General features: G+C 41.6%; 13 protein-coding genes. 2 read left to right on the top strand and 11 right to left on the bottom strand.

The features are described from left to right. Positions 1-24: 24 nt before the first annotated feature. Both dcuC and pepT read right to left on the bottom strand, forming a co-directional pair. Entirely contained in the window at positions 25-1398 is a 1374-nt protein-coding gene (gene dcuC / locus PR808_RS19550; protein ID WP_206086824.1) for a C4-dicarboxylate transporter DcuC, read from the bottom strand. Further along, positions 1395-2648, bottom strand: coding sequence for a peptidase T (gene pepT, locus PR808_RS19545; protein WP_272539926.1), 1254 nt, complete (start codon positions 2646-2648; stop codon positions 1395-1397). The genes dcuC and pepT overlap by 4 nt, the downstream gene beginning before the upstream one ends. Before the next feature lie 906 nt (positions 2649-3554). Between pepT and PR808_RS19540 the strand changes: the two genes are divergently transcribed. Further along, the gene (locus PR808_RS19540; RefSeq protein ID WP_206086822.1) at positions 3555-5114 is read left to right on the top strand and encodes a sulfatase-like hydrolase/transferase; all 1560 of its coding nucleotides are present in this window, start codon (positions 3555-3557) and stop codon (positions 5112-5114) included. 124 nt (positions 5115-5238) lie between these two features. Continuing rightward, positions 5239-5958: an oligogalacturonate-specific porin KdgM family protein gene (locus PR808_RS19535; protein WP_206086821.1), complete on the top strand. Its 720-nt coding sequence runs from the start codon at positions 5239-5241 to the stop codon at positions 5956-5958. Between the two features lie 179 nt (positions 5959-6137). Here the strand turns inward: PR808_RS19535 and PR808_RS19530 are convergent, their stop codons facing one another. The 9 genes from PR808_RS19530 to PR808_RS19490 all read right to left on the bottom strand — a co-directional run bounded on the left by PR808_RS19530 (position 6138) and on the right by PR808_RS19490 (position 13986). After that, on the bottom strand, positions 6138-7205 hold the full coding sequence (locus PR808_RS19530; RefSeq protein WP_272539925.1) for a glycoside hydrolase family 88/105 protein: 1068 nt from the start codon (positions 7203-7205) through the stop codon (positions 6138-6140). Between the two features lie 17 nt (positions 7206-7222). Continuing rightward, a complete protein-coding gene (kduD, locus tag PR808_RS19525; protein ID WP_206086819.1) occupies positions 7223-7978 on the bottom strand; it encodes a 2-dehydro-3-deoxy-D-gluconate 5-dehydrogenase KduD in 756 nt (251 codons plus the stop codon). A gap of 67 nt (positions 7979-8045) precedes the next feature. After that, a complete protein-coding gene (kduI, locus tag PR808_RS19520) occupies positions 8046-8876 on the bottom strand; it encodes a 5-dehydro-4-deoxy-D-glucuronate isomerase (protein ID WP_272539924.1) in 831 nt (276 codons plus the stop codon). 37 nt (positions 8877-8913) lie between these two features. Then, positions 8914-10086 (bottom strand): N-acetylglucosamine-6-phosphate deacetylase, encoded by a 1173-nt coding sequence (gene nagA, locus PR808_RS19515; RefSeq protein WP_206086817.1) that lies wholly within the window; start codon positions 10084-10086, stop codon positions 8914-8916. Then, positions 10083-10514 (bottom strand): PTS galactosamine/N-acetylgalactosamine transporter subunit IIA, encoded by a 432-nt coding sequence (agaF, locus tag PR808_RS19510; RefSeq protein ID WP_272539923.1) that lies wholly within the window; start codon positions 10512-10514, stop codon positions 10083-10085. Before agaF ends, nagA begins: the two co-directional genes overlap by 4 nt. 62 nt (positions 10515-10576) lie before the next feature. Continuing rightward, positions 10577-11464 carry a PTS system mannose/fructose/sorbose family transporter subunit IID gene (locus PR808_RS19505; RefSeq protein ID WP_206086815.1) on the bottom strand — a complete coding sequence of 296 codons (888 nt, stop codon included), beginning with the start codon at positions 11462-11464 and terminating at the stop codon, positions 10577-10579. Continuing rightward, complete coding sequence (gene agaW / locus PR808_RS19500; RefSeq protein WP_094962833.1) at positions 11454-12224, bottom strand: PTS N-acetylgalactosamine transporter subunit IIC; 771 nt, start codon at positions 12222-12224, stop codon at positions 11454-11456. The genes PR808_RS19505 and agaW overlap by 11 nt, the downstream gene beginning before the upstream one ends. Before the next feature lie 48 nt (positions 12225-12272). Continuing rightward, complete coding sequence (gene agaV, locus PR808_RS19495; protein ID WP_206086814.1) at positions 12273-12767, bottom strand: PTS N-acetylgalactosamine transporter subunit IIB; 495 nt, start codon at positions 12765-12767, stop codon at positions 12273-12275. Between the two features lie 34 nt (positions 12768-12801). Continuing rightward, positions 12802-13986, bottom strand: a complete 1185-nt coding sequence (locus PR808_RS19490) for an SIS domain-containing protein (protein WP_206086813.1) — start codon at positions 13984-13986, stop codon at positions 12802-12804. Positions 13987-13988: the final 2 nt, after the last annotated feature.

Here is a 13988-nt window from a genome sequence, read left to right as displayed (position 1 = left end):
TTTTGTGACTCATAGTCATACAGACTAATAGAAGATACCAATGATTGCACAGTGTGCAACAAAACCGACCATCAGCGGTACCGCCGTTCGTTTCACCACATCGAAAGGCTGTAGTTTTGCTCCACTGGATACGGCAATGATCACGCCTGCTACTGGGGACATACCACGACCCATATGGGAAGCTTGTTGCATCGGTAGGATCATCGAGATCGGGTTCACGCCCATGCTGTGTGCGATTTGCGGAATTAACTCCACAAACGCTAAGAATGGCGCATTACCTGAGCCCATGATAATTGCGGCAGCAAGTGTCACTAGGGCAAAGACGATCGCCATAGCAAATGGCGGTAAGCCGACTGACTCCGCCCCTAAAATCAGTTGGTCAATCGCACCACTGACTTTGATACCGTGAGCAAATACCCCAGCTGCAACGAGTAAGCCAACAACGTTACTAAAAGCATGTCCCATTCCGTTAAGGAACGTCTGAAAGCCATTACATACCAATTTAAAATTACGTACTCTTAGGGTTTCAATCACCATACAAATTGCCATCGCAATCAATACAATGGTCACCACATCTAAGTGAATACCTGCAAAGAATAGATTGGATGTACCGACCGCCATCACGATTGGTAGCATAGGAAGAAATGCATAGTATCCTGGAACGGATTTTTTGCTTTCAGCTTTCTCATTGGATTGAACGGCTTTACCGATTTCAGGCACAAAGCCTTGTTTACGGTCACAATGACGTTGCCAGAAAATATGTGTAATACCTACCACCAGCACAGTGGCTAATGCCGCAGGGCCTTGGTAGTAAAGGACATATTCAACGACAGACATATCAACGGCTTTTGCGCCACGAATCGCATCGATGGCGGTTGGTGTGTATGCAACACCGAGGGAGGTTGCAATAACCCCAGCCGCGGATGCAGGGGATAAACCCAAGCCAATCATTATCGGGAACATGGTTCCCATCAGTAATACAGCAAGACCAGTTGCTGACGGGATTGCCAGTTGTAGGATACTTGCCAATAAGAAAGAGAAAAACAGCAACACATATGGCGAACGCATGTTTTTCAGTGGCTTAGTGGCAACACGAACAACGGCTTCATTTGCACCGATATGGTCCATATACTGTGCAAAGCCCATCAAAGCCATGATCATCAAACCAAGATCTGCCGCACGACTACTGAAAAGGTCACGCATTACTTCAAATGGATCGAGCCAGGTTATCCCTGTTGTTGCGACGTTTTTAGGCAGGATTGGCCCCCAACCCAGTGCCATGGTGAAGATCATCAGTGCTAAACCCGCGATGAGTAACACAGGTTCTGCTTTGTAGCCCTTCAAAATAAACCGCGCAACCAAAACAACGATAATCAGAACCGTTAGAATTGGGATCATGCTTTCGCTCCTGGTTTGAAGCGTTCAGCCGTAATTTGGACCACTTGTTTCAGAACATCGCTTGCTGCGTACAGAGATTTTACTGGGAGGTATTCATAGATTGAATGGAAGTTATGAGCACCAGTAAAAATATTCGGGCAAGGTAAGCCATTTTGCGACAATGCCGCACCATCATAACCCCCACGCATTGGAATAATTTTCGGTGTAATTCCGCAAGCTTGGTAAGCATCAACAGCAATATCAATCGGATAGCTGTTATCACCTTGCAGGCTGTTATACACATTTGAATAGCGGTCGGCTAATTTGCAAACGACGCTTTCTTTGCCCCACAGGTCTTCACAGTTTTCAGCCAGTTTTTTCAAGAAAGCCATACGTGCACAGTAGCCTTCTTCAGTAAAATCGCGAACGTCCATTTTTAATACAGTACGCGCGCTGTTTCCTGACATTTGTTTAACCCAGTAGTAGCCTTCACGCCCTTCGGTATATTCGGGTGCTTCACCCCCAGGTAACATGGCAATAAATTTTTGTGCCATCAGTAATGAGTTGATTAATTTACCTTTTGCAGACATTGGGTGGGCAGATTTACCTGTAAAGATAATTTCTGCATCCCCTGCGTTCCAGTTTTCATACACTAACTCACCAATACCACAGCAGTCGAGAGTATAGGCAAAGTCTGCACCAAACTCTTTAACATCAAACACTTTTGCACCGCGCAGGCCTTGTTCTTCATCAGGTACAAAACCAACTTTGATGGTTCCGTGTTTTACGTCAGGGTTTTGTTTGAAGTACTGCAGCATATCCATGATAGATGCGATAGCCGCTTTATCATCAGCACCTAATAAGCTGGTTCCATCGGTGACAATGATGTCATCGCCAATGTAATTGACTAGCTCAGGGAAGTCGCTCTTACGTAAGTAAATATTCAGTTCTTTGTTCATACACAAGTCTTCGCCGGTATAAGGCAATATTTGTGCTTTAGTATCATTAGTTTGTTCTGCACTTGTGTCTAAGTGCCCAAAAAATGCGACAGTTGGGACGTCGTAATCAAGGTTAGAGGGCAGTGTGGCGGTGACAATGGCAGTGTCACGCAGTTTAATATCTTCAACGCCCAGAGCCTCTAGCTCCTGAACCAGTTGTTTCGCAAGTACACGTTGCCCTTCTGAGGATGGCATAATTCCTGCCGCGCCCTTTTCCCTATCAGTGGTGGTGTTAATTTTGGTGTAAGAAATAAACCGCTCAACAATATTCATTCTTTTAATTCCCCAGCATCTTATAGAATGCGTTTTACATTAGTTATATCTGTGACTGTAATTTCATTTCACAGTATTATTCTTGTATCACAACTAAAGATATTTTGAATATCAGACCTGTTGAATTTTTCTAAGAAATGCTAGTGAGAATATAAAATTGATAATTAATAGTGGCATTATTCGTATAATGAATTAAAATGAGCGACTTTATTCCTACCTTATTTTTCCTAACTTTGCATTGTTAAATTATTGATATTGATACGTGATAATATTCTTTCATAATGTATATTTTATTTAACACCTAGTATTAAACTCGCTCTATCTTAAATTTAATTAATATATATTTTTGTTAGGTAATTAAAAGATAATTTATTCTAAAAATAAAAACAATTTTAATTTAACAACATTAATAGAAAAGTAGATGGAATGAATGCTTAAAATCATATTTTGACATTTTATTTCTTTATCTTTCATTTAGATAATTGAATAAATTTTATAATGCCCATTATATTGGTTGATTTTTATAGGGTAGTGATAAAAATTTTTCTTTGTATTGTTTCATATTGCCTCTATCTACCCCTTGTTTGAAAGTAAATGAAAACTTGCTGTCGACTGTTTAACTACCACTTGCTATGTAATTTCAAAGCAAAATTCCACTTTTGTGCTCAGTATCTCTGAATTATTTGTTTTTATTAAAAATCAGTTGATTATGGTTATTTTTCCTAAGTTGTTATCATCTTTTTACAGCGAGGTAATCGACTTATTTTCGATGAATTGCTTACTTTTTGTGATCTCTACTTGAATTTTGGTATTTTCGATCACTTACTTTTTGATCTTATGTAAAAGTATAAATAATATGTATTAACCGAAAACGAAAGAAAACGTAAACAAAAAGAGGATGAAGCAATGACTGTTTCGCGAAGAACCTTTATAAAAGGATTAGCAGCCAGCGGTGCAGCAATATCGGTTTCTAGTCCCATTTTAGCCAATGAAGGAAAACCTTCAAACGGTACACCTTATCGGCCTGATAATGCGCCTAATTTATTGATAGTATTTCCTGATGAAATGCGTGCCCATGCGCTACAATTTATGGGAGAAGATCCGTCAATTACGCCTAATTTAAATAAGTTTGCCAAACAGGCGAAAGTCATGACGCAAATGGCGTCAAATTACCCATTATGTTCTCCATTCCGTGGCATGTTTATGACAGGACAATATCCTGTTCGTAATGGTATCACTGGCAATGCACATGATTATGGCGGAAAGGTAGGGATTGATTTATCGCCTTATGCTAATTGTTGGTCTGATGTATTAAAATCACTAGATTACAGCACAGGTTATATTGGTAAATGGCATTTAGATGCGCCATACGCCCCTTTTATTGAAAGTTATAACAACCCGATGGAAGGGCGTTATTGGAATGAATGGGCAGCGCCAAATCGCCGCCATGGCTTTGATTTTTGGTACTCCTATGGGACATATGACCTGCATATGAAGCCAATGTATTGGGCCAACGATACGCCACGTGAAAAACCTGTTTATGTCGACCAATGGGGACCAGAACATGAAGCGGATATGGCCATAAAATTCTTACAGAATAAAAATGGGCAATATCGTGACAATACAAAGCCATTTGCGCTGGTTGTTTCAATGAACCCCCCACATTCACCGTATGACCAAGTTCCACAAAAATATCTCGATGTCTATAAAGGAAAAACATCACAAGAGTTAAATACTCGGCAGAATGTTAAATGGGATACGGAATACCAAGAAGGTTACGGCCCTCAATATTTTAAAGAATATCTGGCAATGGTAAACGGCGTCGATGAACAATTTGGTCGTATTGTTGATGAGCTTGAAAAACAAGGGCTTGCAGATAATACACTAGTCGTTTTCTTTTCGGATCATGGGAGTTGTCTTGGTGCAAATGGCCAACCGACGAAAAATAACCCATATGAAGAATCGATGCGTGTTCCGATGATGTTCCGCTTGCCAGGTAAGATTAAACCAGGACAAGATGATGCATTAATGTCAGCACCAGATATCTATCCAACGATCCTAGGCTTATTGGGGTTAGAGCAGTGGATCCCTGGCTCAGTTGAAGGCAGTAACTTAGCTGAGCGTGTCGTTACTGGTGAAGGTGAAGTCGCCAATTCTCAACTTTATTTATTTATTCCTTATGGTGAACCTTCGTTTGGTAAACGTGGCGTAAGAACGAAAACACATACATTGGTTATTGACCGCCAAGATGGACAACCTTTGAAATATACGCTTTATGATAATGTAAACGACCCTTATCAAATGAAAAATGTGGCAGACGAAAATAAGCCAATTATTGATGAATTAATTAAAGATGAGCTCATACCATGGTTAGAAAAAACGGGTGATTCTTGGAGACCAACAGAATTCATTACAGCAACAACAAATAAATTAAATAAAAAAGTTTCAGCTTGTGAAGTTAAATAAATCATTTTTTGCCACCTAATAAACTAGGTGGCATTAATTTAAAAAAATGAAAATATTATTCTCTAATAAAACAGGGAATCACTATCCTCGTGCTTAAATAGTACACAGCTTTGGAATAAAGATAATGAAAAAATTAATTATTGCTAGTGCAGTATTACTTTCAATTTCATCACAATATGCTCTTGCAAATAACTATAAAACAACAATTGAGTATCGCCATCAATATTTAGATGCATCAGGAAAAAGTGGAGATAGAATTAAGGCTTTTTTGGATACAGGGAAAAATATTGGATTTGAACTAGATGCTCGTTATGGGAATAAAGATGGTGCCTATGATGCAATGAAAATTGATGGCTCCGAATTCTCAGCATTTTATTATAAAAAATTGAACCCAAATTTAGTGGGACTAGTTGGTGCTTCTCTTGATTTTGATAAATTAGGTCTAGTGTATGTTCCTTATGTTCGTTTAAATTATACATTCGATAATGGCATTCGTTTGCAAGGCCGTTATAAATGGAAAGTATGGGATTATGGCCAAGCAGGGGAGAATGGCAGTAATTATCACTCTAAGATCCAAGAGTTTGATAGTTGGATCGGCTACAAATGGGGTAATTTAGATTTACAATATCAGTTAGATTTAATGTGGGAAATGGCTGACAACGCTCAACCTCTTTATAATGATAAGAAATTCGATTATCAACACAATGTTCGTCTTCGTTATGATATCAAAGCTGATGATGGTGCTTTGTGGCGCCCATTTGTTGAAGTGGGTAATGTAAAAGAAAATAGATTTTCAAGTGATCGACAAACACGTTTCCGTGTGGGTATTCAATATACCTGGTGATATCACTTTCTATTAAATAACTATATGCCCACGAGTGATCGTGGGTTTTTTTATTGCTGGCTATGTAAATAAAAGTGGAAGAATGATACGAAAAACAGTAAGAAAAATGGCCAATAAATTGGCCAAAAATAAATTAATGAAATGACAACTTGAGCAATGGTAAATTGGGTTGTAATAAATTAAATTTTGAGTTGAATAACTTCACTTGCTGCTAATAAATAGGCTCCAGCGCCATAATCCATATTATGGTCATACTGGACATCTCGTGGGTTGAATGCTGGAAGCTGCACCCAACCTAACATCCCATTGGGATGAATACAGCTTTGCAGTGCGCTCCATGATTTTTCGAGCAAAGGCAGGTAGTGTGTTTCTTCCAGTAAACCTTGGTTTAAGCCCCACGCTAAGCCATAGCAAAATAACGCAGTGGCACTACTTTCGGGAGCTGGAAAGCTTTGGGGATCCAGCAAACTGGTACGCCAGAAACCATCTTCTTGTTGGTATTGAATGACAGTTTCTATTAGCTGAGTAAATAAATCCACATACTGCTGACGAGCAGGAAAATCATCAGGTAAAGATTGTAAGATGCGCGGGATAGAAGCTATAACCCAGCCAATACCTCGACTCCAAAATACTTTTTCACCATTTTTTTCACGCAACTCACCACCTTTGCCATCAGGAATATAGCGATAATCACGATAAATTAAGCCAGTTTCAGGATCTCGTAAATGTTCTATCGCATCCCAATAAGCAGTATGCATATAATCTAAATAACGGCTGTCACTTGTATGTGCAGATAATGCTGCAAAAGCGGGAGGAGCCATGAAAAGAGCGTCACACCACCACCAGTCCTCTCGACCTGGTTTTGGCTCAACTAACATAAGGTTGAATGCGTTAATAGTGGGCTCAAGGACTTCTGGATGATCAAATTGTGAGCTTACGGCTAAATAGGCTTGGGTACAGACATGGTCATCGGCAAATCGCGGGTTAGGTCCTGTACGAAATCCTGTATGTAATGTGTAATCCAATACACCAGCGAGATATTCGTTATCCTGTGTTGCTTGCCATGCAGCAGCAACACAAGACCACAGAACACCACGTTCCCAGTCCGTATCTTTAATAAAACGGGTTTTGCCACTACGACGAAGCACACTGCGTACTTGGTTTTTTGATTGATAACGGTAAACCCGTTTCATATCGTCTAAAACTGTATTACGTTGTAATGGTTTTGGTAATGATGATTGTTCCATTCTTTTCTCCAGATGGGTTAGCGAGCTAACCAGCCACCATCAACCGCAATGGTATAACCATTAATATAGTCACTTGCTTTGGAGGCTAAAAAGATGGCAGGTCCCGCCAAATCCTCTGGTGTTCCCCAACGGCCTGCTGGAATACGTTCTAAGATAGCTGCGTTGCGATCTGCATCAGCGCGCAGTGCCGCCGTGTTGTCTGTTGCCATGTAACCTGGGGCAATTGCATTCACATTGATATTGTATTGGGAAAGTTCAGTGGCAAGTGCTCGAGTGAGCCCCATGACAGCTGACTTACTTGCCGTGTATGATGGAACTCGAATACCACCTTGGAACGAGAGCATTGACGCAATGTTAATAATTTTCCCGCCATTACCTTGTTTCACGAATTGGCGCGCAACGCGTTGAGATAAAAAGAATAAGGTTTTTTGATTAATATTAATCACATCGTCCCAATCTTTTTCACTAAACTCTAATAAGTCTTCACGGCGAATAATACCTGCATTATTGACAAGGATATCAACATGGCCCATGGCGGATACTGCATCATCAACCAAAGTTTGTAACCCATCTTGTTCCATTAAATTCATGATAATATAGTGAAATTTACGGCCTAAAGCTTCAACTTGAGCACGTGTTTCAGGGGCATCTTGGATACCAACCCCAACAATATCCGCGCCTGCTTGGGCTAAACCAATTGCCATCCCTTGACCTAAACCGGTATTACATCCAGTGACAATCGCAACTTTTCCTGTTAAATCAAATAAATTCATCTGTGCCTCACTTACGATGTGACAGTACTGCCACATCGTTTTTTATTATGTTAAAAAGATAAAAGGGTTATTTCAGATCTTTCATCGCGACATGGTCCATATCGTGGAATACCTGGTTTTCCCCAACCATTCCCCATATAAATGTATAAGCCGCAGTTCCCACGCCTGAGTGAATAGACCAGCTTGGACTAATGACGGCTTGTTCATTACGAACAACAATGTGACGTGTTTCGGAAGGCTCACCCATATAATGGAAAACAACGTTGTCTTCTTGCATATTAAAATACAGATACACTTCCATACGGCGCTCATGGGTATGGCATGGCATGGTATTCCATAAACTGCCAGGCTCTAGAACTGTCATACCCATTGATAATTGGCAGGTTGGTAAAATAGATGGGTGTAAGAATTTATAAATGGTTCGAACGTTACAATTTTCAACATTACCCAATTTTTCTGGTGAAGCTTGTTCGATAGTAATTTTGCGTGTTGGATAGGTATGGTGTGCAGGAGCACTGTTGATGTAAAAACGTGCAGGGGTAATGGCATCGTTACTGATAAACTCGACAGATTTAGCACCCATACCAATATAAATAGCTTCTTTTGGTGCGATATCATAAGTTTCGCCATCAACGATAACTTGACCTGCCCCCCCAATATTAATTGCACCCAGTTCACGACGCTCAAGAAAGAACTCAACGCCTAATGCTTTTCCTGCCATAAGAGCGAGTGGCTTTTGTGTTGGAACAATGCCGCCCACAATAATGCGATCGATATGGCTATAAGTGAGATTCATTTCCCCTTCACGGAACAAGTTCTCGATCAGGAACTGTTTGCGTAAGCCTTCAGTATCAAGTGTTTTTGCATGCTCACTGTGAATTGGTTGACGAATTTCCATTATAAATACCTCATGATTTACTGATAGGTAACCAACCTTAATGGTCGGTATCCCCGAATACAGAGTGAACGTGTTCACCTCTGATGAATGTGTCTGTTAGATAAAAATTATTATCAACAACGGCAAAATTAGCTTGAGCCCCAACTCGGATGTAGCCAAATTGGTCATCAATTCCAAGGTATTGAGCGGGGACCGATGTGGCCATTTGTACAGCTTCCCACTCAGGAACATGAGCGAGTTGCACCATATTGCGCAGTGCGTTATCAAGGCTGCACGTACTACCAGCAAGAGAACCATCTGCAGTGCGGGCTTGCCCTTGGGTGACTTTCACCGTCTGTGCCCCTAGGGCATAATCACCATCTGGTAGCCCTCCAGCTCGCATGCAATCCGTGATTAACGCTAGCTGTTGGTAACCTTTCATTCGATAAGCCAACTGCATCATGACAGGGTGAACATGAATGCCATCGGCAATCAGTTCCGCAAGGACATCGTGGTACAACACTGCGCCACAACAACCAGGCTCTCTATGATGTAAACCCGTCATGCCGTTATAAAGATGCACGCCACAATCTGCACCATGTGAAAATGCGAGGCGGGTTTGTATAAAATCGGCAGCAGTATGTGCAACACTGGTTTTAATACCGTGTTGTACTAACCAATCAATAACCTCAATAGCGCCTTCTGCTTCAGGTGCAACAGCTACACGCAAAAGGGTGTGGTTAGCACATTGCACAAGGTCTTCCAACTCATGAATGCTCGGCGCCTTTAAGTACTTAACAGGATGTGATCCTCGATGACGTTCAGTGAAGTAAGGGCCTTCTAAAAAACTGCCGACTAATTGGGCGCCTGATGTTTGCGGCTTGGTGATAAATTCACACACTTGGATTAGTGCGCGTTTGATATCATCCATGGGGGCGGTGACGGTCGTTCCCACCCAAGCCACAACACCTGTTTTGACTAATGCATCAGCAATGGTTTGCAACCCTTGTTGGCTTGCATCCATGACGTCTGCACCAGCACGGCCATGAATATGGATATCAACAAATCCTGGTAGTAAGGAGCGGCCTTCAAGACGAATGACTGGGCAGTGTTCGGGGGCGGTATCCGTAATTTCCTGTATAATACCGTTACACACTCGAACATATTGCTGATAGCGAATTCCCTCTGGAGTAAAGGTGCGATCCGCTAAAATGGCATATTGCTGTTTCATAGGCCATCTTCTTCAAATTCAGGTGCTGATATCATAGTCAGTTGCTGACGTAGGTCTTGAATACTGCTAGTGCCAATATCGTGTAAGATAGAAATAAGTTCTTTTGTATCAACGCCTTCACGCTCTAATGCCGCATTGACGATCATCGGCAGATTAACGCCAGCTAAAACTTCAACGGATTTATCTTCCATCATAATTGCCATAGCGCGATTACAAGGGGTTCCACCAGGAAGGTCGGTGAGAAAAAGCACATGTTCACAATTCATGGTGTCCATTGCTGCTCGCATTTGTTGTTCCAATTCGTTGGGAGAAAGGGTCTCAACAAAATCAATAAACACCATATTTTCCTGTTCACCTGCGATGGCTTTAACTGCGGAAGCCATGCCACTTGCAAAATTAATGTGTCCAGAAACAATCAAACCAATCATTTACAACTCCTTGCTGGTGGGTAACTTAGTTACCCACCTAAAAACAATTTAATACGATTCTGTTACATCACACCAAGTACATGGCCAATAACACCGAAGGCTAAGACAGAGAAGATAAGTACTGGCGGTTTTGCCCAGAAACCAGTCCCTTTCACCATTTTGAACATCAAAAAGACAAGGCACAGAGGGAGCAAGTTAGGCATGATTTTGTCGAACAAGGCGGTTTGTAGTTCGACCACCTTGCCACCCACCTCGACTGCGGCGGTGGTTTGTACCTTTATGAAAGTGGCGGAAAGTGCTCCAATCACAAAAATACCCATGATGTTAGCGGCTTTAGCCAGTTTTTCTGTTGCGTCGCTCATGTTAACCATCGCTGCAGTACCTGCGCGATAGCCCATGAACATCAAGCCGAAATAGACAAAAAAGTGAACAATTTGATACAAAAAGAAGAAAACGAATGGGCCAGCAATTGAGCCTTCCATTGCGATAGATGCACCTAACGCTAAAGTCAGTGGCATCAATGTCATATGGTCGATAGCATCGCCAATTCCACCTGTTGGGCCCATACCCGCTACTTTCATGACGTTAACAGTAGAAGGCTTCTCTTTGTTTTCTTCCATGGCAACAGCAGTACCAAGTAAGAAAGTAAATAATTTTGGACTCGCATTAAAAAACTGCAAGTGGTTTTTCAGTGCGGTTGCATAATCACGTTTGTTATTACCATGAATTTTGCGTAGTGCTGGGATGATGGAGAATGCAAATCCTCCCCCCTGCATACGTTCAAAGTTAAAGTTACCCTCCATAAATAGCCCGCGAAAAGCACAACGCCATAGATCGCCTTTCGTGATGACTTTGCGGACAGTGGTATCTTGATACTCATCAATGCCATCAACGTAGGATTCCGCTGGTAAGTTTTTGGTTTCTACTGCAGTTTTGTTATCAGATACCATCTTCAAAATCCTCATTTTGTTGTGAGTTATTCTTGTTGTTGTTACCGCTGAAGAAGTAATACAGTGCCGCTGCAGATGCACCGAGTATTGCTACGGCCATAATTGGTAGTTTGAGATAAGTGGTCATAACGAAACCAACAAAGAACACGCCAGCCACTTCTTTTGACCACATGATTTTTAACAGCATAGCGAAACCAATTGCTGGAACCATTTTCGCCCCAATACCTAAGCCTTCGAGGAGCACTTTTGGCGTGTTTTCATCAATCCACTGTGCTGCGTGTTCACCAAAGTAAACTGTTACAAAGGCGACGATCGCATAGAGTAAAGAACGAACGGTAATTGTGGCGATTAATAATCGGGAGATCCCAGCTGCATCCGCTTTTTCCGCGTAGCGATCAGCTTTCCCCATGGTGAATGCGGTGATAGCGAAAAACCCGATAATGATCATTTGCATGAGAACGGCAATTGGCATTCCGATCCCCATAGCTACCGCTGGTGACTGGTTAGTCATGATGGCAAATGCAACAGCAGCGATAGTTCCTAAAGTGACATCAGGTGGCTGAGCTCCAGCATTTGGAACAAGCCCAAGCCAAGCTAATTCTAATGTTGCACCTGCAATTAAACCGACTTGCATATCACCCATAATCAGGCCAACTACAGGCCCTGTGATCAGCGGGCGGTGGATATTGAGTGCAACGTCATACTTATCTATACCGCAAAAGAAGGCCCATAAAGCCACAAGAGAAGCTTCATAAATCATAATAGTTTTCCTTAAACGCCTTAGTGTTAAGTTGTTATTTCACTCTGCCTATGCTGATGCGAGAGTCAGAACATTAACGGGGGTTTGATCGGGAGTATTTTGAATCGTGCAAGCTACTCCTTTGTTAACAAGCCGACGAAATGCATCTAAGTCGCTTTCATCCACTGACACCGTTTTGGCAATTTGGCGCTTTCCTTCATGGAAATGCATATTGCCGACGTTGCAGTGAGTGATAGGAACGCCGCCTTCGACAAGACGAGCAACATCTGTTGGGTTATTGCAAAGAATAAAGATTTTTTGACGAGGAGATGCTTTGTGAATGACATCAATGGTTTTTTCAATAGAGAAAAACCGGACGGCATATTCTCCACCCGCGGAGGCTTTCATTCCTGCTTGCATAAAAGCGGCGTTAGGGCCATCCGCAGCATCGTCATTAGCAACAAGAATTAAATTTGCTTCAGTGTGTTTACCCCAAGTGATTCGAATTTGCCCATGTAATAAACGCTCATCGATTCGGGTCCAGACAATATTTGGTGCGTGCATATAATTGCTCTCTTATTATTAGCTATATTTATCATTAAGAAGGTATGACGCCATCTTCTTGATATGAGAACGGGTAAATAGTGACACCTTGAACAACTCGATTAATTTCTCCAGTTGGAGATGGGTTATCAGGTGTATTCCCCAGTGCAATGGAACTATGGAATGCAAAGGCCTGTGCTAACATTAAATAAGGAAAAAACAGGGCTGAGTCTGAGCATTTCTCCATTTTTTTAATATAAACAAAACTTTCTTCTATTTGTGTGTCATCAGAAGAGGAGGTGACCGCGATCACTTTTGCTGAAGCATTATCGTGAATTACCTCTCTTAATAAGTCAGTTTCATACTGTCTGGTGTATTTATCGTTTGACAGAAACAGCACGACCAACGTTTCTTTATTGACGATAGATTTCGGTCCATGGCGAAAGCCTAAAGGAGTATCGAAGTTAGCAACGACCTTACCAGCCGTTAGTTCCAACATTTTTAAGGCGGCTTCTTGTGCTAATCCTTGTAGGCCACCACTACCTAAATAAATGACTCGTTTAAATTTACCTGCATAATCTTCCCGGATACGACGGTTAAATTGGGTATAACTGTCGTGATAATCTTGGAAATAAGGTTTAATTTCGTTTAAATAGAAGGATTCGGTTAAGAAGATACACAGTGCAGCCATCATCATGGATGAAAAGCTTGACGTCATTGCTAATGAACGGTCATTTGACTCTTCAGGCATTAAAATGGCTAATGCATGGGTATTATTTTGGCAATAACGATATAGCTGCCCTTGTTCGTTACAGGTTAAAACTAAGTGATAACATTGAGTTAAGCATTTTTCTGCCACATCGAGGGCGGCAACACTTTCGGGGCTATTGCCCGAGCGAGCAAAAGAAATGAGTAACGTTGGTACGTCTTCTGCTAAATATTCTTTTGGGTCGGCAACTAAATCCGTGGTGGCAATGGCATCTACGCGACGTTTTAAATGGCCTGTTAGAACAGGGGCAAGAGCGCGCCCTGCAAAGGCTGATGTTCCAGCACCTGTCATGATAATCCGTGCGTTTGATGCCTGAAGTACTTTAGCTAAAAATGCATCAATTTCAGCGCGTTGCTTTTGTATTAGCTGGTTTGTTTTTTCCCAACACTCAGGTTGTTGTTCAATTTCTTTTGCTGTCCAGAATGCGTTTAGCTTTTCGAGTTCAGGTGTTTGATAGCTTAAATATTCCATGT

Origin of the sequence: Providencia sp. PROV197 (genome assembly GCF_028479625.1) — a bacterium.
GTDB lineage: Bacteria > Pseudomonadota > Gammaproteobacteria > Enterobacterales > Enterobacteriaceae > Providencia > Providencia vermicola.
The sequence above is the reverse complement of the archived record's forward strand: the minus strand, read 5'-3'. Positions and strand labels throughout refer to the sequence as shown.